Consider the following 24546-nt stretch of genomic DNA (forward strand, 5'->3'; position numbering starts at 1 on the left):
AGCTACTAGCTACACGTTTTTCGCCTCCCTGATGTAGCGCGTCATACTTTGAAGTAGTGCGCGCAGTTTCGCTGGTTTTAGCGGTTTAGCTAAGAAGTTTACGCCTTGGGCTTTACACTGTGTAACTAAGCTTTCATCTGGTGTCGCCGTTATAAGCGCTGCTGGCACCACAATATTAAGTCGATGTCTTATCTCTTCAATCAAAGCTAGCCCATTTTTGTCGCTGTCATGACTGAGCTGATAATCCATAAGTAAGATTTGAGGCTGAATAGTCTCACAGACTTTCAACGCGTCATCCCAGTTGTTCGCAAGCACTACATTGATTCCCCATTTCTGTAATAGGGTCTGCATGGCATCTAAGTTCTCTCTTTGATCGTCCACGCAAAGCACGTCCATGCCTGTAAATGTTGTACTGCGGGGCTTTGCTGTAACGTTGGATACCTGTTTTGGCTCAGCCTTATCCAAGCTAAACGCAAAGCAGCTGCCTTTGCCTATTTTCGAGGTAACACTAATATCGCTGTTCAACTGCAGACTTAAACGTCGAACAACCCCCAAGCCAAGACCAATACCGTGTTCCTTGCTTTCGTTCGCGCGGAAAAAGTCACCAAAAATACTGTCTTTTTTATCGGTAGATATGCCAATACCTGTGTCGATAACTTTGAAATAAACGGTGTCTTTTACAGGCTTGATAATGAACAAAACGCGGCCATTTTCCGTGTATTTCACCGCATTTGAAAGCAAGTTTTGCGTTATTCGGTATAAGTACGTTTTGTCAGCTTTTACCCAGCACGGGCGTATAATCGCTTTAAAACCAAGTCCTTTTTCCCGCGCGCGCATCGCCATTTCGTCCACAAGTGGTGACAGCAGGGTCCTTACATCAATAGGCTCAATATCGGGTTTCATTTCACCTTGATCTAAGCGTGCAATATCCAGCAAAGTGCCAATGAGTGTTTCGCTAGACGTCACGCTATGGCTAAGCTTTTGAATAATGGCTAGCGCTGACTCAGTCAGTTCTTGTTCTTCAAGGGCGCTCACGTAGAGCTTGGCCGCATTTAGCGGCTGCAAAACATCATGGCTTGCGAGCGCCAAGAAGCGGGTTTTACTGGCATTGGCATCTTCTGCAGCCTTTCGTGCCCTTATCAGTTCTTTCTCGGCATCAGAGCGCCGTTCTATTTCAAGTCGAAGCTCGGCGTTTATGGAGTGTACTTCTTCAGTGCGCTTCTTAATACGAGCCTCAAGGTCAATGTTTGATTCTTCAAGCGCTTGCTGTATTTCCACGTGTCCGGTGATGTCGTTGAAGCTTGTTACGAAGCCTCCGCCAGGTAAAGGATTACCTACCATCTCAATAACCCGTCCATCCATTCGTTGTCGCGTGAAGCGATGGGGCATACCAGAGCGCAAATGAGCCAGCCTTTTTTCTACTTCACCGTCTACGTTATCTGTGCCGAACTCACCTTGTGAAGCGTTATACCGAATAAGCTTTTCTATGGGCGTACCTACTGCCAACAAGTTATCTGGGTAAGGGTAGAGGTTGGCATAGCGTTTATTCCACGCTACTAAATTTAAGTGTTTGTCGACTACGCTAATGCCTTGGTCCATGTTTTCAAGTGACGTGAGTAGTGCAGTCATATTAAATTGCATGGCTTGCGTTGTGTCATCGAAGAAGTTGATAACCTCGGTAAAGTCCATCTTCTTACCACGCAATGCGCTGTCTAGCAGTACTTTGGCACTCGATGCGCCAATAACGCCACCCAAGGCGCGTTCGCAAAATGATAAAAATGACTCATTTGGCGTATCGTCGTGCTTTAATTGGCAATTATTGAGTTGCTGATATTGTTCCAACAATTGTTCACAACGACCGGATCCCATAAAGGTCGACAATAGCGTTATAAGATCGGAGACGGTCACGTTAGTTGCCTGCGCTTTAACGGTATTGTTAGTGGAAATGGCAGGAGACACAAAGGCTTCAGCTTGCATTCTGTCGATAAGACGCTGCGGTGCAAAGTGTGAAAAGAGTATGTAAACAAAGCTGTTTGCCGCTAAGCTAATCATAGCGCCTTGGCTAATGAGTTCGTTTTGTTCCATTTGTGAAACTTGCTCGCTCACAATGGGAAGCACAAGCCACAATACCCAAATCACTAATCCCACCATTAGCCCTGCGTAAACCCCGTGCGCATGCGCGCGTTTCCAGTAAAGTCCGCCAACAATGGCTGGCATAAGCTGGATAACTAACGAGAACGCAATAAGCCCAATTGAATGAAGCGAGCGGCTGCTGGTCATTTGCTGGTGGTACAAAAACGCCATAAGCAAGATAAACGCGATGACGATACGGCGAATAAGCCTGATTTTGCTCGACACGTCCTGTTTGTCATCGGTATTACCTGTAAATGCAAGAATGCGCGGCAGAATCACATCGTTGGTGAGCATAGTACTCAGTGTGAGTGTTGCCACAATGATCATAGCTGTTGCGGCAGAGAGCCCGCCTACGAAGACAATCACTTGAAGAAGAACTGACTCTGAAAATACAGCCAGTGACAGTACGTAAGAGTCGGGCTCGATATTAGCGCCAGCAAAAATGGCTTTGCCTGCAATGGCGATAATAGGAATTACCGCTGAAATAATGGTCAGGTAGAGAGGGAATAACCACCTTGCCGTGCGCAGATGACCTAGGCTTAGGTTATCAATTATGGCAACGTGAAACTGCCTAGGCAAACAAACAATGGCCGCTGCCGCCATGATAGTTTGAGCGATGAAAGTAAACGAACCAAACTGCGCCAAGGCTATTTCATTGGTGAAACTTTCGAAGAATGGACCAGACTGGGTGCGCTTCCACGCACTATAACCAACGATGGCAACCAGCACTAACGCCAGCAATTTAATGGTCGATTCGAAGGCGATAGCCAGCATCAAACCCCGTCGGTACTCGGTGACGTCCGTTTGCCGGGTACCGAAATATATTGCGAATGCCGCGATGAAGCCAGTGGCGGCAATAATAATGCCGTTGCTGTTAGGCTGCTGAGTAAGGAGTTGGAAAGTAGCACCCACTGCTTTTAATTGAAGCGCGATATAAGGAATAGTGGCAAGGAGCGCGATAAGCGTAACTACCAAAGCTACGGTTTGGCGCTTTCCATAGCGCGACGCGATGAAGTCGGAAATGGTAGTGATGTGTTGCTTCTTACTGACGAGGGTTAACTTGTAAATAAACTTATAACCCAAGACGTAAACGAGAATAGGTCCAAGCATGATTGGCAGGTAAATCCAGGTGTCTCTACTTGCTTGGCCTACCATGCCGAAAAAAGTCCACGCGGTACAATAAATAGCAAGGGCCAGCGAATATATAGCGGGATGTGACGTTAGTGCTCTAGCGGTGGGCGAGTTCTTTTCACCCCAACTCGCCAGTGAAAACAGCAAGAAGAGGTACAGTACTGCAAGTGTTACCCAACCAAAAACCATAACGTTCCTTTTAACTTAGTTTTAACAATGCTGTCGCTATTATAATCATTTCGACCATGGTCTACCTACGACCATGGTCTCATTTTGAATTTTTAAAGGCAGGTCTAGAGTAATACGCGAGCTCCTAAATGCTTGACTTTGCTGCCTGTGATTGTCTTTCCTCAATCACGTAACACGCAGCAATAACGTTAACAAAGCCGGGCGTTAGGAATATGTAAAATCATAACAATCAATTAACCTGACATGAGGGTGAAACAATGGCATTTAGAAACGAAGAGGACAAAAAAGCGTATTGGAGGGAGAATCTCGCTCTTCTCGCCAAGCTTTTAGTCGTTTGGTTTATCGTATCATTCGGTGCCGGCATTATTTTTGTCGATATCTTAAATGAAATCCAATTTTTTGGCTTTAAATTAGGCTTCTGGTTTGCGCAGCAGGGCGCAATTTACGTATTTGTTGCATTAATCTTTGTCTACATGGCGAAGATGAACGCCATGGACAAACGCTACGGCGTAGATGAGGAGTAAATCATGGACGTTCAAACTTTAACGTTTATTATCGTTGGCGCATCGTTTGCGCTTTATATCGCCATCGCTATTTGGGCTCGCGCAGGCTCAACTAACGATTTTTACGTTGCAGGTGGCGGCGTACCTCCCGTTATGAATGGGATGGCAACGGCAGCAGATTGGATGTCGGCAGCCTCGTTCATTTCAATGGCGGGTCTTATCTCATTTATGGGGTATGACGGTGCAGTATATCTAATGGGGTGGACAGGTGGTTATGTTCTACTTGCGCTTTGTTTAGCTCCCTATTTACGTAAATTTGGCAAATTCACGGTACCTGACTTCATTGGGGATCGTTACTACTCACAAACCGCGCGTACGGTTGCTGTATTTTGTGCAATCTTCGTTTGCTTTACATACGTTGCAGGTCAAATGCGTGGCGTAGGTGTGGTATTCAGCCGCTTCTTAGAGGTTGATATTGTGTCTGGCGTGGTTATCGGTATGGTTATCGTGTTCTTCTACACCGTACTTGGCGGTATGAAAGGCATTACTTACACGCAAGTTGCACAGTATTGTGTAATGATTTTCGCCTACATTGTACCTGCGGTATTTATCTCTATGATGGTAACAGGACATATCCTGCCGCAAACCGGCTTTGGTGCAACCTTAGCAGACGGTTCGGGGGTGCATATGCTGCAGAAACTCGATAATTTATCTGTCGAGTTAGGCTTTAACGAATACACCTCAGGAACAAAAAGTACCATTGATGTATTCTTTATCACCTTTGCGTTAATGGTAGGTACAGCGGGTCTTCCACACGTAATCGTTCGCTTCTTCACTGTGCCTAAAGTTCACGATGCGCGTAAATCTGCAGGCTATGCACTAGCGTTTATCGCAATTCTATATACCACAGCACCGTCACTAGCAGCGTTTGCCCGTGTGAATATGATCGAAACCATTAATGGACCTGAAATGACGGGAACAAGCTATGAAGAAGCGCCGTCGTGGATTAAAAACTGGGAACAAACTGGCCTTATCTCATATGAAGATAAGAACGGTGATGGCAAGATGTTCTATTCGGGTGACGAGCGCAACGAAATGAAAGTCGACCGCGATATCATGGTATTGGCTAACCCTGAAATTGCGAACTTACCTGCGTGGGTTATTGCACTCGTTGCAGCGGGTGGTGTGGCAGCAGCATTGTCAACGTCCGCAGGCTTGCTGCTGGTTATTTCAACCTCTGTGTCCCATGATTTACTGAAACGAAACTTTATGCCAAACATAACCGATAAAGCCGAGCTCATGTATGCGCGACTTGCTGCTGGGGTGGCCATTGTTATAGCAGGTTACTTCGGTATCAATCCGCCAGGCTTTGTTGCACAGGTGGTGGCATTTGCCTTCGGCTTAGCGGCGTCGAGTTTCTTCCCGGCAATTATTATGGGTATCTTCAGCAAGCGCATGAACGATAAAGGTGCTATTGCTGGTATGATTTCAGGTATTGCCTTCACTGCGGCTTACATTATTTACTTCAAATTTGTAAACCCAGCGGCCAATACGCCTGACAACTGGTGGTTTGGTATTTCTCCTGAAGGTATTGGTACCTTAGGTATGATGGTGAACTTCATTGTGGCTTTCCTTGTGTTCAAAGCAACAGATGAAGCGCCAGAAGAAATCCAAGAACTGGTTGAAAGCATTCGTTATCCTAAAGGAGCGGGTGAAGCATCAGCGCACTAAACTAATGTTGCCTTAAGATAGGCTTTAGCAAAATAAAACCAATCTACTGGCGAAAGTGAGTAGGTTGGTTTTTTCTTTTTGTGAACTGGACATTCCCTATGACTGCGATGGCTAAACAAGTTGAAGACTTTCTCAACACTTCAGCACCTTTTGACATGCTGGATAAAGAGCAAAAGCTTGAGCTAGTAAAACATACTGAATTGATTTACCTAACAGCGGATAATGTGGGCGACCTGCAAAAGGGTAAATCGTCGCTTTTTCTTATTCAAAATGGACAGTTTTCCGTCCAAGATTCAGATGCCCCTTTACGCCATTTAAGTGAGGGCGACTATTTCGGCTACACCAATATAATGGAAAAACGTAATTTTTCATTAAGCATCAGTGTAGACAGTCCAGGTCTGGTTTACTGTTTTGAAGCATCTGCTGTTACCCCGTTATTTGAACTGCCAGCAATTCGAAATTTTTTTGATGGGCTGCGCAATAATGCCCTTCAAAACCATGCTATTTCCGATAGCAACTCCATGTGGCTTTATAAAGGGCTTGAGGATGTTATTAATAAGTCTCCCGTGTCGGTGGACGTAGAAACCTCAATTACAGCTGCGGCGCAGCTTATGACAACTCAAAAGGTATCGTCATTACTGGTTACACGAGAAGATAAGCTTATTGGCATTATCACCGACCGAGACTTACGTTCAAGAGTGGTTGCCGCCTCTCTCGATATTCATCTTCCAGTCAGCCATATAATGACGCCTAATCCTGCGCAGATTATGGGAAATAGAACGCTATTTGATGCCTTGGCGCTTATGACCGAAAGGAACATCCATCACCTACCCGTTATCGACCAGCAAACCCTTGTGCCATTGGGTATGGTGACAGCCAGCGATATTATTCGTCATCAGCGTGGTAACGTTCTTTTTATAATTGGAGAGCTAAGCAAAGCGGAGAACCTTTACGAATTAACACGGCTATCCTGGCAGTTACCGCATTATTTCTCTGCTCATGCGAAAAAAGCGGGGGACTATGACATTGCTGGCAAAATTTTGTCTCAAGCTACCGATATTATGACAAGAAAGCTTATTGGCTTTTTCCAACAGGCTAACGGTAAAGCACCCATGATGTTTGCGTGGCTTGTTTATGGCTCACAGGCAAGAGAAGATCAGACGATGGGTTCGGATCAAGACAATGGACTGCTTCTTGCTGAGCGGCCAAGCGAAGCGCAAGCAGAATATTTCGCAAAAATGGCTGATTATGTGTGCAACGGTTTGGCCAAATGCGGCATTAAACTGTGCGATGGTAATATTATGGCGAGCAATCCTAAGCTTAGACTCTCGCTTGAAGAAGCCATTGAAGAAGCTAAGCGATGGGTAAAAGCACCAACTAAAGATGCGATTATGCACTTTAATATTTTTCTTGATGTTCGCTGCGCAGCCGGGGATATAAGTTTATTTAAGCAGTTGCAGCGTCAAAGAGCCCCCTTGATGAAGCAAAATATGTTCTTAGCAGCGCTTACGAGAAATAGTAACGAAATATCGGTTCCGCTTTCCATGTTTCAAAAGTTCATTTATGAAAAAGGCCGTAAAGAGAAGGACGTTATCGACCTTAAAACCCGAGCCGTGGCCTTAATTAACAATATCGCCCGCATATACGCGCTAGCTGATGGCGTGACGTTGCCTAATACACTTGCCCGGTTAGACGCGCTATCGGAAAATTCACAGCTCTCAAAAAGAGATGCGACTAACCTACGTGATATTTGGCTGTTCTTAAATCGTTTGCGTTGGCGTCATCAGTTGGAAAATAAAGTAACGGACAATCGTGTGTCGGTTTCAAGTTTATCATCGATAGAAAAGCATCAGCTAAAAGCCGCATTCAAGGCTATAGAACGAACCAATCAAGCAATGGTTATGAAGTTCTCTGGCGGCGTAAGTTAACCCCATGATAACGCGAATAATCGAAGCCTGTGCATCGGTACTGTTTGGGAAGCGTCAATTCAGAAAGTCATTACGTGATAAAACGTTGGGCGACACCCCTTTGGCGTCTGTTGATTTAGAACTCACATCGTTAGACCCTGTGACAACTCAAATTACATCGATTGGTTATGTAAGTGGTTCAGCTGGAAAAATTACGCTTTCCTCCAGTGGCTATCACGTTATTAATACGTCAGCGGACTTAGGACAAAGCCCTGTAATACACGGATTGACCTTAGATATTTTGCAACAAGGCGAAGGCTTAGCAGACGCCATCAATTCATTGCTACCACTACTGAAGACACATGTTCTAATTTTTCACAATGCGCGATTAGATTTGATGGCGCTTGATAGTGCCTTCAAACGGTGTGGATTACCGCAGTTGGAAGTGCTCTATATTGATACGCTTCAGCTCGCACTTTATCAGTTAAACAAACAACATCAGGTGCTACCGAGTAATAGTGCAACGCTAACGGTTTGTAGGCAACGGTTAGACTTACCCGCGTTTCCTGAACACAACGCACTAGATGACGCGCTAGCGACAATGCAGTTGTTTTACGCCCAGCTAAATGAATTGGGAATTACTTTGGAGAATTCACTCGAGTCTTTGGCTCATACGAATGCTGTTGGCCGTTTTAGGCTGGGAGTACTGCACTAGCGTCGAAGACAAGGCAATTCTAGCTATAGCACTTAGGCCTTAAGTTTTGTGGGATGACTCGGTGCTTTTATTTTGCCAGCGCTTACTGCTGTCGGCGCCACGAGTTGATTTCGCCCAGAGGTTTTGGCCACATACAGATTTTTGTCTGCTTCTAACATGACGTAGTCGATAGTTTTATTGTCATCAGCATGCTTGACGGCTAAGCCAGCACTTAGCGTAACGCGTTCATACTCAGATGCTGCATGAGGAATATTCAGGTCATAAACCGTTCGCAATAAGCGCTCAGTGACAGCCTTCGCGCCGTCTACATCGGTATTAGGCAGAATAACCAAAAACTCTTCACCGCCAATTCTCACTAATTTGTCCATGGGTCGAAGTAGGGCGTCGTTGATCGTTTTACTGACCTTCCACAAACAGCCATCGCCATCTATATGACCATACATATCATTGAACAGTTTAAAGTGATCAACATCAAAAATGACCAAGGAGAGAGGAGTAACGTTACGCAACCCATCTCTCACTAAACGGGGTAAATAGTCGTCTAAATAGTGGCGATTGTAGGCACCTGTTAACTTATCTACATAGATAAGCTTTTCGAGCAAATCGTTTCTAAGCTTGTGATTGATATGTGATTTTACACGGTTGCGTAGGGTACAAGCGTTTACCGGCTTCACCACAAAGTCAACGCAGCCAGATTCCCAACATCTCGACTCCTCTTCATCACTTGACGAAGAGGTCACGAAAATAATAGGAATGTGAGCACACAACGGCTTTTTTCTTAACAATGCGGTGGTCTGATGCCCGTCTATTTCGGGCATTGAAACATCCATGAGGATTAGGTCAGGCGTATGGTACTTGCAATATTCAATTGCTTCTTTACCTGAGCCCACAGAGGCGCAGGCGACTGTGTCTTCAAGTAAAGTTTCCAGAACAAGTCTGCTGCTGGCTTGGTCGTCGACAATCAGTACTTTGCAATCTGCTAAAGTTCGGTCGCCAACTTGTTCAATATACACAAGTACTCCTAAACACAAAGGTGAGTGTTCAGGTTCAAGAGTACGCCTAATTTTAGAAAATGTGGATTAACCAAAAGTTTAATATTTAACCATTTGGTTCAATTTCACTCTTATCTTCTTACTTTATATCGTTTCTAGGAAAACAAATTAAACACTGCAAGACCAAATACGCCGAAGGTACACAGCGTGCCTATCATATAAAAATAGCTTCTTGGGCTTGGATTTTTTTCTGTAGCGATTGCGTAATACAGTCCCATATGAATGATGCGACTTAGCGCGTAAATCCAAACAAGTGCTGCAAGTATGCTGGTTGATGCGCCAAGAAAAATGCAAAGAAGAGCTGGGAGCGTAAACTGATGAATATTTTCGAGCGAATTGTGAAATGTTCTGTGGCTTCTGAATACGAAACTATCATGACTCAATTCCTCGCTGACTTTCCCTGGAATATAGCGAGACTGTTTTCTGTGAGCGATAGCGGCAACGATGTTTTGCACGAAAACGGTAAAGCTTATAAGCAAAAGGCCCGCAATACTATATGTGTAGACTGTGAACACGTGAACTCCTTTCTTTATTCCTTGAATGGATTCAGACGACTGGTTAGATGACAACGAAGGCCTGTTTAAACATGCGTATGTTAAACATGCCCGTGACCAACTAACCGTTTAATGTTTCTACGCCGAGACTTGTTGAAGAGATCGAAGCACATGCATAAATCGATGAACGAAAGCACCAAGTTTTAGTGCTTTCGTTTTCAGCGCTTTTCTTTGCAAGAGGGATTACAGCGCTGCCTTAACATCGTTTGGAAGCAACACGGTATCGATCACGTGAATAACACCGTTACTCGTCATGATGTCGGCTTTGATCACATTTGCGTCGTTTATCATAACCTTATTCATATCAGTTGAGACCATTACCTTGCTTCCTTCGACGGTAGTGGCATCAGATAGCCCAGCTACATCTTTTGCTGTGACTTTACCCGTTACTACGTGATAAGTGAGAATTTTAACAAGGGTTTGTTTATTCTCAGGTTTCAATAGCATTTCGATGGTGCCTGCCGGCAGTGCAGCAAAAGCTTCATCGGTGGGAGCGAATACAGTGAATGGCCCATCTCCCTTTAGTGTAGTGACCAAGTCTGCAGACTTAACTGCGGTGACAAGTGTTGAGAACATGTCGTTGCTTGCTGCGGTGTCGACAATATCTTTATGTCCATCCTTTGCATGATGGCCAGCAACCGCTGAGGCACTCAATACAACTAAAAAGAACGCACTAATTAACTTTTTCATACTCTTTCCTTTTTCCTATTACATTACGTTAAGTGAAATTCAACATCCTACGTTTCGCCAACTACTGACCTACGCCACTGAAAGCTACTGAATTGAGAATTGTTACGGCACTTCAGGGAAATTTGATGATTAACTTTGTGTAATGCCAAGTCGCAATGTATGAGCACCTAATGAAGCGAGTAAAATTATGCGTTGAACGAGCTTTAAAGTGAGTTGTAAATAAAATGTAAATTCATGGCGCACTGCTATACTTAATCTATCGAGTAAATAAGAAAGGTGCCTATTATGAATGCTCGACTCGCTGTTCCTTTGTTATGCATAGTGCTTGCCGCTTGCCAATCTACTGATAATCAGCATGTAAAAGCTGCGCCCACTTTGTTAAATGACAGTCTCTTTCCTTCCTATACGTTATTTCCCGTAGAGTCTTCAGATGAAATTTTTTACTTAGACGAAGACGCACAGTTTTTTGCCGAAAGGGCAGTTTACGAAAAAAGTATCCTGCAAAAGAATGTAAAAGGGTTAGTAAAAGCAATTTTCGATCATTCTGATCATGGGATGCTTTATCGTAACAGCGCAAATACAACGGCAAATACAACATTTAATAACCGAGCCGCGAACTGTCTGTCTCTTTCTATTATGACGTACGCTTTGGCAGAACACGTTGGACTCAATGCAACATTTTACGAGGTGGAAATTCCGGAATACTGGACACGACGAGAAGGGTATAGCTTACTGAATGGGCACATTAACCTTCGACTCTCATTGCCAAATGAAAGTCCTGTTGCAGCTGTGGGAGGAACGTGGGCAGACGTTGATTTTGATCCACAAATGCTGCGAAATTACTTCCCAAGAAATGCCGTTTCCAAAAACAAAGTAATAGCAATGTATTACAACAACAAAGGAGCGGATGCCTTAGTGGCGAACAGCTACACTCGGGCTTATAGCTATTTTCGTGCAGCAGCAAAAGTCGCTCCCGAACTTCAGCAGAGCTGGGTGAACTTAGGTGTGCTTTATAGAATGGTGGATGAATATGAGCAGGCTGAAATGACATACAAACACGCACTATCGCTAAATGAAGAAAACTTAACCGCATGGGAAAATTTATCCATTCTTTACACTTATCAAGATAGAGATGACGAGGCTTTAAAAATAACCCAAATGGTAGAAGCTAAGCGGAAGCATAATCCATATTACCACTACATATTAGGAGAACAGGCACTTGAGGCAGGTGATATTGCATTGGCAATAGTTCATTACGAAAGAGGACTAAGACTTGATAACGCGCGCCATGAGATTCTATTTGGGATGGCAAAGGCCTATCACGAGTTAGGTGATGTAAGTGAAGCTCAACGTTATCTAGAGCGAGCGGTCAGGTATTCGCCCAATGAGCAAGAAAAGCAACGCTATTCGTCAAAACTGGCAACGTTAGCAAGCAGTTAAAAAAAAGCCGCAGACTAGCTGCGGCAAAAGAATAACACTACAAAAGGAACTTAATTTATATAACGCCCAGCTCACGAAGGCGCTCTTGCAGGTATGACCCTGCGGTATGACGTTCTGAAAGAACAACATCTGGTCTAGGGTGTAAGAACAGCGGCAATGAAATACGAGATTTCGTCATGTCAGCACCATCTGGGTTTACAACCCTATGCGTAGTTGATGGGAAGTATCCGCCAGACGCTTCTTGAAGCATGTCGCCAATATTCACAATCAAGTTCCCGAAATCACACGGAACTTCAATCCAACTACCGTCTTTAGCTTGTACTTGCAATCCAGGCTCGTTGGCTGCAGGCAAGATAGTAATCAAATTAATATCTTCGTGAGCAGCTGCGCGAATTGCGTCTACTTCTTCATCACCTTTTAGTGGTGGGTAGTGCAGTATACGTAGCAAGGTTTGATCAGAATCTTTGATCATGTCACCCAGCGGTTGACTGTACTTATCGCTCACCTCTGAAGGAGAATGTTTTTCTATCCAACCCAATAGCTCTTTCGCTAGTGTGTTTGCTTCCCCATAGTACTGGGAAATCTGCGGGTGTAGCGCTTCTGGACACTGACCCCACGGATAGAAGTGGTAATACTCTTTAATGTCTTTTTTCGTAAAGCCTTTGGCTACCTCAGATACGCTCTGAGGGAAAAATCCGTCTTGTTTACCCTTGTTGTACAGGTAATCGTTCTTCTCTTCACTGTCGAAGAAGCCCTGCCAATTGTCGTAAATACCTTGAACTAATGACTGTTGGATAGGGTGATTTTTTAAAACACCGAACCCTGTCTCGCGAAGTGACTTCACGAATTCTTCTTGTGCGTTTTCCGCTTGGTAATCAACAGCAACTAATTGCATAACTTTATCCCGTATATTTTGACTGCGGCATTATAAAGGTAGACGGGCTACAGAAAAAAGTCGCAGAAATTGACATAAATCAACCTCGCGAGGAATTTGCGCGTAATTTACAGAAACCTGACCAGTTAGTCTAGTAAAATCTTGACCAACTGGTCCAAATTAATGAAATTTAACCAAGAGAGAGGTAAAAGCCCGCTAGCGCGGCACTCATTAAGTTAGATAACGTTGCAGCAATAACAGCTTTTAACCCCAGTCTCGCAATTTCTTTTCTGCGTGTTGGTGCCATGGCACCAATTCCACCCATCAAAATAGCGATAGAAGAGAAGTTTGCAAAACCACAAAGTGCAAAGGTGATAATGGCCTGAGATGCTTCAGATAGCTGTGATTGGTTCTCTAGGAAGTTTAGGTAGGCAACAAATTCGTTAACTACCATTTTCTGACCAATAAAGCTGCCTGCAAGTTGCGCTTCCTCCCATGGTACGCCGATTGCCCATGCAAGAGGTTGAAGCACATAACCCAGGATCCCTTCAAACGTCACGTTTTCATAGCCAAATAATCCTGCTGTCCAGCCAATAAGGCCGTTAAACATGGCAATAAGTGCTATGAAAGCGAGTAGCATTGCACCTACGTTTAACGCAAGTTGCATGCCTGATGCAGCGCCACTGGCGGCTGCATCAAATACATTGGCGTAGCCGGTATCTTCCGCATCTACGTCATGTAAATCTTCATTTGGCTTACTGGTTTCTGGCAACATGATTTTTGCCATAAGTAAGCCACCTGGCGCAGCCATAAAGCTAGCTGCTAGCAAATACTTAAGATCTACCCCCATGCCAGCGTAGCCCGCCATTACTGAACCAGCAATGGACGCTAAACCACCCACCATAATGGCAAATAGCTCAGAGCTCGTCATGTGTGGAATAAAAGGGCGAACCACAAGAGGCGCTTCTGTTTGGCCCACAAAAATGTTGGCAGCAGAAGACATGGATTCAGGTCGGCTAGTTCCCAGCGCTTTCTGTAAAAAGCCACCGATAACCTTGATGATCAAACCCATTACTTTGAGGTGATAAAGAACTGCAATAAGCGCAGAGAAAAACACGATAACTGGAAGCACGTTAAAGGCAAAAATAAACGCGATCGACTTGTCGCCAATAGGACCGAACAAGAAATTAATGCCTTCTTGGCTATAAGCAATGATGTTGGCGACAAAACGCGTCGCGCTCAACAATACTTCTTTACCAGGTTCAGAATACAGGACAAACGCGCCAACGGATGCTTGAATAGCAAATGCGCCACCAACGGTGCGCCAATTTATATTGCGTTTCGCCGATGATAACGCGAAGGCAATACCCAGAAGGACTGCAATGCCCAGTAAACTCACCATAGTAATGTTCCCTTAAAGAAGCGCTTGCTGAATGTGTGATTTGATCACATCTAATGCAATTTGGTTTTTGCCACCTTGCGTCACTACTACGTCGGCAGTGAAGCGGCTAGGTTCGATAAATTGATGATACATAGGCTTAACAGTTTCTTCGTACTGTTTTGCCACAGATTCAATACTACGACCGCGTTCTTTTAGGTCGCGCATCATTCTGCGCATCAAACAAATATCAAGAGGAGTATCAATGAAGATCTTCACGTCGTACAAAGGAAGTAGATCAGTACGAGCAAGTAGCATGATACCTTCAAGAATAATGACTGGCGCAGGATTTAGACGCTCAGTTTCAGGCAAACGCGTATGCGTTTTATAGCAGTAATGTGGATAGTCAATAGGCTGACCATCGCGCAATGCTTGCAAGTGCGCTTTCAAAAGCTCATGTTCAAAGGCATTCGGGTGATCATAGTTGTTCTTCTCACGTTGCTCCATGGGAAGATGATCTTGCGCACGGTAGTAGTGATCTTCGCGCAGCACTTGAACAGGGCGGCCTTGAGCACTGAAGCCGTTAAACAAATTTTTTGTAAAAAGAGACTTCCCAGAGCCAGAAGCTCCAGAAATGGCAATAATAAGTGGCGATTGCATAGTACTATAAAGCTGATTTTGTTGGTGCAAAGATACGCGTTTAGGCCTCGCGAATCAATGTTATATTCACAAGTTCTCGGTTTTTGGATCGGTCTTTGCTAGAACTTTATCGTATTTTCAAGGTATTGCAGGGCGTTTAGTCAGCATGCAAAAAATACCAAAAAGTTCTCCAAGTGGTCAGTTTTTAACTGAACAAGTCAAAATATCGCTAGTTACCAATTATCTCTATATCGTCATCCTTAATACTCGGTAATGCATACGAATGCTGCTTCGAGCGAGAGCCCTCACCTTGCGCTCTGGGCGGGTAGTAGGTTTCTTTTTCTTCAGTGAATCCGGCAAACACTTCATCAAGGGCTGCACGGATCTCGCTCAAGGTTTTGTCTAAATTCGCGTTGAAGTCTGGCCTTTTGCGTTTAGTATGCCCAAGTTCAATCAGTCTACCAAAGCTCTTGTTAGCAAGAATCATAAGTTCATGTGGTACATCTTTATGCGGAGGAAGCGGCTGATTGGGGTACTCAATACAAAACTTAACTAAAGCAGTATAGAAACATAATGGCTTATTCTGTAGTGCAACTACCTTGTCATCAACACCGTTTGAAAGTGTTTTATCTTTGAGATTAATAATGAGCTTCGGTGTTGGCGGCAGCAATTCTTCTTCAACAGCCGACACTTTCTTACGCTTTTTCGTTGCAATAGAAAATACTGGAAGTAGTAAAAGTGAGCAGAGCAATGCTATAAAACTAAATCCTACTCCACTCCATGACGACTTACTGCGCATTTCAAGTACAATACGTTGCTCTGCATTTATCAGTAAGGTAGATGTCACGTTAGGGTATTGTGTGAAATCTTGAGATTGAACGCTGATTTCCTGAATATGGCTCACTAAAATAGGATAGCCTTCTTTGGTTAGTTCGCTATTTAATCTATCTAAATAGCTATAGATAGCATGCTGATTGACCGGCGTATTAAGCGTTACATTGCCCACATCTAGAAATGCGCTGTCTAGGCTTATACGACGTTCGACTTTATCTTGCGCTTCATGAATATCAGCCTTAAATGAAAAGTACTGGCCAATCAGCGCGATAGTCTGTAAGCACAGAAATAGCAGTGCCCAGTTTAACGTTATGCATGCAGGCGATTTGAACTTAGGTTTGATCATTTGTTACACCCCGCTTCAAGTGTAATATTTTTGTAATATGGTCGCGGGCGAGCCATTGCTATTTCATGTACAACAGACTGCATAGCACAGAACAAATCGGTGTTTTGTGTCTGCATTTTCAGGTACCACTGCATTCCACCTATGCTTTCTTGTAACGGTGTTGCGTAATTTCTTGAAAAGCGATCACTGTCATCTTCAGCCCAATAAGACGAAATAATGTCAACATCACCTGCTAACAGTGCTCTGCGAAGCTCTTGATGGGAACTGTAATATACAATTGATACGTTTGTGTCGCTTAACCCTAAATTTTGTAGGATAGTTTTGGGTACAATGTGGCCTGAGCGACTACTTGGGTAATCTAATAAACCAATTTTTTTACCGAGCAAGTATTCTTTACTTAATTGCGGGCGTTCGCGTAACGCAATGAAAAAGGCGCTGTAATTAGGGTGCGATGCCACTTTAGACAGCCCATATATTTGGTCAGCGCCAAACGCGTCGACCACGTTCTTTTTCACTAATGCAAGGTCAACAACGCCGTGGTTGATGTAGCGAAACGTGTCATAGTCGCTTTGACCGATGATAATTTTTACTTCGCCGAATTGCTTCTTTATTGTGCTGTCAGCGCACAATCTATCTCTTGCCATTTCAGCAATGCGACCGTCGGTAACATACACTGAAAAAATGTCGCTATTCGCACTTAATTTAGTTTTGCAGTATAAAAATTGACCAGTTTGTGGGGTGATGTCACTATAAACATTGTTTTTTTGTAAATAGCTAAAAGTACCGCACGCGATAGCGACGATGACAAATAATATCCACTTTCCGGAGGCAACAATTCTAAAATTCGCCAAAAAAACGACCAAATGAATTAACGATTTATGTGGGGATTTCATCAGTTAAGGTTATTTATTGCAATAGGTAAATTTATTTTAAATCGTTAAGCTATTGAAATATAGTTTATTTTTATAGGTAAATCTGATTTTTATTAAACGCTGTTTATTAGTCGCACATCTGCCAAGAATAGCACTGTCCAATTGCTGCAGATAGACAACAACAATAACAAGTAAGTTAACTTGACTACATGGTCAAGTAATTTTTTACAAAGTCACTAGCGTCGGGCAATTGGTGTTAAACAAAAATGTAAAACTGTAATAAATTTGACATGAATCTCGATAACAATTCTTCGTGGTACTAGAATAGTAAGTGGTCTTGATAGGGACAACGCCCTGCGCAAGTCCATAAAAAAGAATTTTAAACAAAAAGGGAAACACACACATGAACTCTCCAGCTAAATTCAGCCGTATTGCGGCTGCTGTTGCGCTGTCCATCGGGTTGTCTACCGCTGTAATGGCGCAAGAAACGTCTTCATCAATTAAAGGTAGCCTAGTTGGTCCAGCAGGAGCTCCAGCAGCAGGAACTACAGTTATTATTACCCACGTCCCCACTGGCGCCAGAAAAACCGTTCAAGTTAACAACGCAGGGCAATTTAGCTCTCAAGGTCTACGCGTAGGTGGTCCTTATACTGTTGAATTTGATTCAGATAAGTTTGATGATAAAGTCATAAGTGATGTTTATTTGCAACTAGGTGAGCCTTTAGTTCTTAATTTAGCGCTAACTGACGAAGCTGACGTTGAAAGAATTCAAGTTACAGCTTCTCAAATGGGGTACGACGTATTCGGTCAAAAAAGTCCTGCGTCAACATTCAATCTTGAAGATTTAGAGTCTGCTCCTTCTGCAAACCGTGACCTAAAAGATATCGTTCGTGTAGATCCTCGTATTAGTATTTCTGAAAGCGACGGCGAAGAGGCGATCATCTGTGGTGGTGGTAACCCACGTTTTAGTGCACTAACTGTTGATGGTGTTCGTATGAACGACAGTTTCGGTTTGAACCAAAATGGTTATCCGACTGTTAGAATGCCATTCTCTTTCGATGCAATTGACCAAGTAACCGTTGAGCTTGCACCATTTGACGTGCAATACGGTGGTTTTACGGCGTGTAACATCAACGCAGTTACAAAATCGGGTACAAATGAAGTTCACGGTAGTGCTTTCTATGATTACACTAGTGATTCATTAATGGGTGATAAAGTAGAAGATACAGACGTTGATACAGGCGACTTTACTGAAAAGCGCTACGGTGTAAACGTTGGTCTTCCACTAATCAAAGATGAACTTTTCTTCTTTGGTGCTTATGAAAAACTTGAAGGCGCTCAAATCTTCTCTTACGGCCCTCTAGGTAACCAAGTATCACAACAAGATATCGATCGCATTCGTGAAATTGCGTCACGTGTTTACGATTACGATATCGGCGGTACGCCTGGCTCAATGCCTGTGGAAGACGAGAAAGTACTTGTTAAGCTTGATTGGAACATCAACGACGCTCACCGTGCATCATTAGTTTATAACTATAACGATGGCTTTAGAATCGACCAATCTGATGACTACTCGACAGCTCTTTCTTTAGATAGCCATTTCTACGAAGTAGGTGCAAAGCTTAATTCAACAGTTGCTTCATTGTACTCAGACTGGACCGACGACTTCTCTACCGAAGTTCGCTTAGGTCGAATCAAGCTTACCAACCGTCAAAACTCACTAGATGCTGACAGTGGTTTTGGTGAAATTCGCATCGATAGAGTAAACGGTGCAGACGTCTTTTTCGGTCCAGATGACTCTCGTCAATCTAACGAAATGGATTGGAATAGCACAACTGCCAAGTTCGCTGGTACGTACTACCTAGATAACCATACAATTACATTCGGTTATGAGTATGAAGAGCTAGAAGCATTTAACTTGTTCATGCAACATACTATTGGTGAATACCGTTTCGAAACTATTGATGATTTTGAAGCTGGTTTGGCTGACGACATCTACTACAACAACTCTGCTGGCACAAATAATCCTCAGGACGCAGCGCAACGATTCTCTTATGAAACGAACACGCTTTATGTTCAAGACGAGTGGATCCTTGATGACCTAACTTTGTTGTTCGGTCTTCGTTATGACAAATACAGCAGTGATGACAAGCCTAAGCGCAATGAAGTATTTGCTCAACGCTATGGTTATGACAACACTTCAACATTCGATGGAATTGATTTATTGCAGCCTCGCTTTGGCTTCAACTATACATTGAATGACAATATGGAAGTACGTGGTGGTGTAGGCCTATACTCTGGTGGTAACCCTAACGTTTGGCTATCAAACTCTTTCTCTAACGACGGTATTACAAATATTGATACTTATCGCAGTGATTTTGAGTTGTTCGATGAGAACGGTAACACGGTTCCGCTGGTTAATGGTGGTCGCCTAATTTACTCACCACTTCAAGAGATGTTTGATGAAGTTGCTGATGCAGATCCATCTTTGGGTAATGAGCCTTCAACGAATGCCGTAGACCCTGATTTTGAGATTCCTAGCGAATGGAAGTTCAATCTTGGTTTCACTTGGGTAACAGACAGCGATTATGTATTCCAAGCAGATATTCTTCACAACAAGAAGCAAGATAGTGCACAAATCATAAATGTTGGTTGGGACACAGAAAACGTTACTTTTGCAGCTGACGGTCGACCTATCTACGACTATATTCAAGTTGGAACTAATGACGATGGTGACGCTGTTTTCCGTAACTTCCGTAAGAGTGACTTAGTACTTACCAATGCTCGTGAAGATGGCAAGTCGACCACTATCTCTTTTGCTGTTCAAAAAGAATATGACTTTGGTTTAGATGCTTCATTCGGTTATGCATACAACCGCTCTGAAGACGTTACACCAATGGCAAGTTCAGTAGCGTTCTCGAACTTTACTAACTTTGCTTCATCAGACCCGTTAAACCCTGGTATCGCAACTTCGAACTACGAAGTGCCACATCGCTTTACGTTTAACTTGCGTTATTCGACTGAAATTGTTGACGGTTACAAAACAAGCTTCTCGCTATTCGGATCTCGCCAGCAAGGTCGTCCATTCTCGTACACCTTTGACGGTATCACGATCGGCGACGCGCAGTTTAGAACAAACAATGCACTTCTTTACATCCCAGAAGTTGATGATCCAAACGTGACGTATGCAGAAGGCTTCGACTTAGGTGCATTCAACTCATTCATCGATGAAGGTGGTTTTGCTCGCGGCGAAATCCTTGAGCGTAACTCTGAAAATGCTGAATGGTATTCTCGAGTTGACTTCCGTATTGACCAGCAACTTCCTGGTTTCATGAAAGGTCATCGCGCAAGTGCATACTTCATCCTTAAGAACGTTGGTAACTTCTTAAATGATGATTGGGGCGTTCGTAAAATTGGTCCATTCGTTTCAGCTCCTGTACTTGATGCATCGCTAAATAGCGATGGTACATATACGTACAACGAGTTCTTTGAAGGTAACACTAATCAAAATGGATTCTTTAATGAGCAATCATTATGGCAAATCCGAGTTGGTGTTAAGTACAGCTTCTAATCCAATGGTGTGAACCTATTGTAGTGTTAGGTGCCACTCTCCTTAACAGGAAGTGGCACTTTTTTATGCCCGTCATTAATCTCATAACCATGCAATCTAACGATCCTCCACTTTTTTAATGATCTGAATACGTACATTAGTCGAACTGATTGACGACAAATTTTTAAATGCTCGAAAGGAGGGCTTATGTCAAAACATATGCTAATGGTAATGACATCTCACGAAATTATGGGTGATACTGGCAAAAAGACAGGCATGTGGTTGGAAGAGTTTGCTGCGCCGTACTACGCATTTAAAGACCAAGGATATACGATAACGTTGGCGTCACCCATGGGAGGGCAAGTACCTATCGACCCTAATAGTCTGGTTGACGATGCAATGACCGATGACGCTATGCGATATACGAAAGATGATCTGGCACGTAACGCTATAGCGTCGACGATTCCGCTCGAAGACGTGCGTGCTGATGAGTTTGACGCGGTGTTCTATCCGGGGGGACACGGCCCGTTGTGGGACCTTTCTGACAATGTGCACTCGATAAAACTAATCGAAGACTTTATCGCAGCTAATAAACCCGTTGGGGCAGTATGCCACGCGTCAATTGCACTTAAAGACGTTAAAACGCCTGACGGTAAATATTTGGTCGAAGGGAAGTCGGTTACCGGTTTCTCGAACAGCGAGGAAGCAGCGGTGGAGCTTACTGACGTAGTGCCTTATCTGGTTGAAGATGAACTGGTTAAAAAAGGCGGTAAGTATGAGAGCGCCGACAATTTTGCTGTAAAAGTGTGTACCGACGGGTTACTGGTGACGGGACAGAATCCGCCGTCATCACGACCAGCAGCCGATGCGCTGATTAAGCTATTGAGTTAGCGTCAGCGAACAGCAGAATATATAGTGCCCTCAATGAGAGGGCACCGTTTTAAAAGTGTGGCTACCTAAACGTTCTCAAACAGGTCTTCAACACGTTGTCTTAGTTCTTCAATTCTAGACACATCCGCTGGCGCGATGAAAATAGTGTCGTCACCTGCAATGGTGCCCAAAACCCCGTCTTTCTTACTTAATGAGTCAAGCAAGCGCGCAATAAGCTGTGCAGCACCAGGGCTGGTTCTAATGATTACCATTACGTTGTTGTGAACGATATCCAGTACCAGCTGTTTAAGAGGGCTTTTAGCCGTAGGCATACCTAGCTCTGGAGGCAAGCAATACACCATGTCACCTCGGGCATTTCGCGTGCGTACCGCCCCGAATTTGCTTAGCATTCTAGAGATTTTAGATTGGCTGATGTTGTCGAAGCCTTGTGCTTTTAATGCATCAACAATTTCGCCCTGTGAACCGTAACTTTCTGCTTTAAGAATTTCTTTAAAAGCTTTGATGAGTAGCTCTTGTTTTGCGTTTGCCATTAGCGCTCTTTTCTTTTTTGAGGGTTATCGTTAGGAATTATATTTAGTATGCGTATATTGTGCCGTACAGGTAGACTTTGCGCAATTTCTTTGCATAATCATTCATGATAATGAATATCGAGATAAAATCGCCATAAATAACGTTAATAAGACGATCCGGTGATTGAGTTTTCCCCCGCGTTGCATTAGTGTGACGTTCCGTTTAAATACGTGAAGTAATCCCATAGGAGAAATGGTATGAAAGTAGCCGTGTTAGGTGCTGCCGGTGGTATTGGTCAGGCGCTGTCTTTGTTGTTGAAAACACAATTGCCAGCAGGTTCAGATTTAGCGCTTTACGACGTAGCGCCAGTTGTTCCTGGTGTTGCCGTTGATTTGAGCCACATCCCCACTGCGGTAAAAGTAACCGGTCACGGTAAAGATGACCTAGCTGATGCACTAACTGGAGCAGACGTTGTTCTAATTCCAGCGGGTATGCCTCGTAAGCCAGGTATGGATCGTTCTGATCTATTCAACATCAACGCCGGCATTGTTAAAAACCTAATTGAAGGTGTAGCTGATAACTGCCCGAACGCGTGTGTTGGTATCATCACTAACCCAGTTAACACTACTGTTGCTATTGCAGCTGAAACGCTTAAAGCAAAAGGCGTTTATGACAAGAACAAGCTTTTTGGTGTAACGACACTAGACGTTATCCGTGCTGAAACGTTTGTTGCTGAACTTAAAGGTGTAGACGTATCTTCTGTGCACGTACCGGTAATCGGTGGTCACTCTGGTACAACTATCCTTCCTCTACTTTCACAAGTTGAAGGCGTAGAGTTCACAGACGAAGAAGTTGCTAGCCTAACTACTCGTATCCAAAACGCGGGTACTGAAGTTGTTGAAGCTAAAGCGGGCGGTGGCTCTGCAACCCTATCAATGGGTCAAGCAGCGGCACGCTTCTGTCTATCACTAGTTGCAGCAATGCAAGGTGAGAACGTTGTTGAGTACACTTATGTACAAACTGACGACAGCGACGACGCAGCATTCTTTGCACACCCAGTTCGCCTAGGCGCAAACGGTGTTGAAGAAATCTTGCCATACGGCGAGCTAAGCGCATTCGAAGAAAAAGCGAAAAACGACATGCTTGAAGGCCTACGTGGCGACATCAAGCTAGGCGTTGACTTCGTAAACGGCTAATAGCGCTATTGGCGGGGAAGCCTGAAAAGGCAATCAAAACGTAGGCCCGCCGTGAATACGTCCATGTAGGCTTCGCCACCGCATCCCTGCGGTGGAGAGCCTACATTTCAATCGCCTTTCCAGTCTTTGCACCAAGATGAAATTTTATTAGCTCTCATTTCTCTAAAAATAAGTGTTTCTGTTACCACCTTACGTATCCGGCCTTTTTTTGTTGCATCTTTGCAGGCTGCGTCGCGACATCCTTGTGGTACAGGAGCTTATAAGCTCTTCGCATTATTTAATGACAGTCGGTGGCAAGTAAATAGTGAATTCATTGATGGGTTCTATCAGGACGCTGTAAGGCGAATGTTGTTCTGACTCCTTAACAATGTCGAGATCAGATAAAAGCTTGAAACTCGCAGATACAAGTTTAGCGGGTTTAACAGCTAGTTCTTTATGCCAGACGCGATAAGTCCCCAGTTTGTTATCACTTCGATAATAAAAGCCTGCGAGAGGGTGGGTTAAATAAACTAAAGCAGATTCTACGTCGGGAAAGCCCGGGAAACTAAGCTTGTCACTTTCACCTTGCACTAACTCTACCGACGCAGGGGCCCAATCAGAAATGGTATTCATTCGATACTTGTTATAGAGACCACTCTCTTTGTCTCGCTCACAATCAAAACTAACCCTTCCCGAATGCCACGGCAGGTTCCAAACGTATCGGGGAACGGCTAGCGTCCAAGAATCTAGCGTAGTACCAAGAAACCAGACACAACGCTCACCCGTTTCTTTATCGATGATGTAAATGCGATAATTGGTTTGTCCCATCGTAAATTTAGGGAAAGGGAACACGGCGGAAGTGAAATCAACGTCGATAAAAGGTACTACGGATATGAGCCCAAGCTCTTGACCATTTATTTCAATAGTGTCGAGTTGAAACCTCTCGGGGAAAATTCCTTCAAATCGCTTAGCTGGCACTGCGTAAGTAATAATTGCAAAATGCTGTAGGCTACATAAAACGTCAATTCCACTCGGTTTGGGTCTTTCGATCAAATAGTCTTCTAGCTTCCTTGATTTAATAGATACGAGTCGAAAGAAGAGGAGTAACGCTTGCTTTCGTCTAAAAGCACAAATCTGTTTGGCTAATGGCTGCTTAATTCAATGCACAACGACAAATTTTGTTACTAATCAGGTCCGTATTTTGTTAAGTCGTTTACGTCTTAGTTATTTACCACCCCCATTCTGACTGTTTTTTATTTGAATTCAACAAGGATGTGTTATGAGTCTTTTAAAACGAATTACTTTACTTTCTATCGCTCTTTTAATCGTGTGTTCTAACGCCAGACTGTTGCGGCTACAAGCAATACCGAACCATTAGCAGACACTGCATTCGCTCAACTGCCAAAAGCATTAACCCTTAAAGGCGATGTAC

Annotated in this window: 19 protein-coding genes; 8 read left to right on the forward strand and 11 right to left on the reverse strand. The window is 43.7% G+C overall.

The genetic code is table 11. The annotated features are described in order from the left end of the window. Window positions 1-9: 9 nt before the first annotated feature. Window positions 10-3453: a PAS domain-containing hybrid sensor histidine kinase/response regulator gene (locus tag MHN09_RS08575; RefSeq protein WP_239240188.1), complete on the reverse strand. Its 3444-nt coding sequence runs from the start codon at window positions 3451-3453 to the stop codon at window positions 10-12. A 257-nt stretch (window positions 3454-3710) separates the two neighbouring features. Here MHN09_RS08575 and MHN09_RS08580 point away from each other — a divergent pair, with 257 nt between their 5' ends. The 4 genes from MHN09_RS08580 to MHN09_RS08595 all read left to right on the forward strand — a co-directional run bounded on the left by MHN09_RS08580 (window position 3711) and on the right by MHN09_RS08595 (window position 8309). Further along, entirely contained in the window at window positions 3711-3977 is a 267-nt protein-coding gene (locus MHN09_RS08580) for a DUF4212 domain-containing protein (RefSeq protein WP_014950817.1), read from the forward strand. Between the two features lie 3 nt (window positions 3978-3980). Next, on the forward strand, window positions 3981-5687 hold the full coding sequence (locus tag MHN09_RS08585) for a sodium:solute symporter family protein (protein WP_014980378.1): 1707 nt from the start codon (window positions 3981-3983) through the stop codon (window positions 5685-5687). A gap of 98 nt (window positions 5688-5785) precedes the next feature. Further along, window positions 5786-7615, forward strand: a complete 1830-nt coding sequence (locus tag MHN09_RS08590) for a putative nucleotidyltransferase substrate binding domain-containing protein (RefSeq protein ID WP_239240190.1) — start codon at window positions 5786-5788, stop codon at window positions 7613-7615. A gap of 4 nt (window positions 7616-7619) precedes the next feature. Next, window positions 7620-8309, forward strand: coding sequence for a 3'-5' exonuclease (locus MHN09_RS08595; protein ID WP_239240192.1), 690 nt, complete (start codon window positions 7620-7622; stop codon window positions 8307-8309). Window positions 8310-8341: 32 nt separating this feature from the next. Here the strand turns inward: MHN09_RS08595 and MHN09_RS08600 are convergent, their stop codons facing one another. From MHN09_RS08600 to MHN09_RS08610, 3 genes are all read right to left on the reverse strand, one after another. Continuing rightward, a complete protein-coding gene (locus MHN09_RS08600) occupies window positions 8342-9322 on the reverse strand; it encodes a diguanylate cyclase (RefSeq protein WP_239240194.1) in 981 nt (326 codons plus the stop codon). A 134-nt stretch (window positions 9323-9456) separates the two neighbouring features. Beyond that, window positions 9457-9876, reverse strand: coding sequence for an MAPEG family protein (locus MHN09_RS08605; RefSeq protein ID WP_014950813.1), 420 nt, complete (start codon window positions 9874-9876; stop codon window positions 9457-9459). Between the two features lie 222 nt (window positions 9877-10098). Then, window positions 10099-10605, reverse strand: a complete 507-nt coding sequence (locus tag MHN09_RS08610) for a fasciclin domain-containing protein (RefSeq protein WP_039228607.1) — start codon at window positions 10603-10605, stop codon at window positions 10099-10101. 285 nt (window positions 10606-10890) lie between these two features. Here MHN09_RS08610 and MHN09_RS08615 point away from each other — a divergent pair, with 285 nt between their 5' ends. Then, a complete protein-coding gene (locus MHN09_RS08615; protein ID WP_239240196.1) occupies window positions 10891-12045 on the forward strand; it encodes a tetratricopeptide repeat protein in 1155 nt (384 codons plus the stop codon). 55 nt (window positions 12046-12100) lie between these two features. Here MHN09_RS08615 and MHN09_RS08620 read toward each other — a convergent pair whose 3' ends face one another. From MHN09_RS08620 to MHN09_RS08640, 5 genes are all read right to left on the reverse strand, one after another. Beyond that, window positions 12101-12940, reverse strand: coding sequence for a 2OG-Fe(II) oxygenase family protein (locus MHN09_RS08620; RefSeq protein ID WP_014950810.1), 840 nt, complete (start codon window positions 12938-12940; stop codon window positions 12101-12103). A 169-nt stretch (window positions 12941-13109) separates the two neighbouring features. Beyond that, on the reverse strand, window positions 13110-14321 hold the full coding sequence (locus MHN09_RS08625) for a NupC/NupG family nucleoside CNT transporter (RefSeq protein ID WP_014950809.1): 1212 nt from the start codon (window positions 14319-14321) through the stop codon (window positions 13110-13112). Window positions 14322-14333: 12 nt separating this feature from the next. Next, complete coding sequence (gene udk, locus MHN09_RS08630) at window positions 14334-14957, reverse strand: uridine kinase (protein WP_014950808.1); 624 nt, start codon at window positions 14955-14957, stop codon at window positions 14334-14336. Window positions 14958-15165: 208 nt separating this feature from the next. Continuing rightward, window positions 15166-16116 carry a hypothetical protein gene (locus MHN09_RS08635; RefSeq protein WP_239240198.1) on the reverse strand — a complete coding sequence of 317 codons (951 nt, stop codon included), beginning with the start codon at window positions 16114-16116 and terminating at the stop codon, window positions 15166-15168. Beyond that, complete coding sequence (locus MHN09_RS08640) at window positions 16113-16967, reverse strand: PhnD/SsuA/transferrin family substrate-binding protein (protein ID WP_168463575.1); 855 nt, start codon at window positions 16965-16967, stop codon at window positions 16113-16115. The genes MHN09_RS08635 and MHN09_RS08640 overlap by 4 nt, the downstream gene beginning before the upstream one ends. Before the next feature lie 424 nt (window positions 16968-17391). Between MHN09_RS08640 and MHN09_RS08645 the strand changes: the two genes are divergently transcribed. Together MHN09_RS08645 and MHN09_RS08650 are read left to right on the forward strand one after the other, a co-directional pair. Then, complete coding sequence (locus tag MHN09_RS08645; RefSeq protein ID WP_187447207.1) at window positions 17392-20559, forward strand: TonB-dependent receptor; 3168 nt, start codon at window positions 17392-17394, stop codon at window positions 20557-20559. Between the two features lie 186 nt (window positions 20560-20745). Beyond that, window positions 20746-21429, forward strand: coding sequence for a type 1 glutamine amidotransferase domain-containing protein (locus tag MHN09_RS08650; RefSeq protein ID WP_239220030.1), 684 nt, complete (start codon window positions 20746-20748; stop codon window positions 21427-21429). Between the two features lie 65 nt (window positions 21430-21494). On the opposite strand, the gene argR is transcribed toward MHN09_RS08650, so the two are convergent. After that, window positions 21495-21959 carry a transcriptional regulator ArgR gene (gene argR, locus MHN09_RS08655; RefSeq protein WP_014950803.1) on the reverse strand — a complete coding sequence of 155 codons (465 nt, stop codon included), beginning with the start codon at window positions 21957-21959 and terminating at the stop codon, window positions 21495-21497. A gap of 237 nt (window positions 21960-22196) precedes the next feature. Here argR and mdh point away from each other — a divergent pair, with 237 nt between their 5' ends. Next, complete coding sequence (gene mdh / locus MHN09_RS08660) at window positions 22197-23135, forward strand: malate dehydrogenase (RefSeq protein ID WP_014950802.1); 939 nt, start codon at window positions 22197-22199, stop codon at window positions 23133-23135. Window positions 23136-23408: 273 nt separating this feature from the next. On the opposite strand, the gene MHN09_RS08665 is transcribed toward mdh, so the two are convergent. Continuing rightward, on the reverse strand, window positions 23409-24167 hold the full coding sequence (locus tag MHN09_RS08665) for a DUF2071 domain-containing protein (RefSeq protein ID WP_239240200.1): 759 nt from the start codon (window positions 24165-24167) through the stop codon (window positions 23409-23411). Between the last annotated feature and the right edge of the window lie 379 nt (window positions 24168-24546).

It is taken from the genome of Alteromonas sp. MmMcT2-5, assembly GCF_022348315.1.
Classification (GTDB): domain Bacteria; phylum Pseudomonadota; class Gammaproteobacteria; order Enterobacterales; family Alteromonadaceae; genus Alteromonas; species Alteromonas macleodii.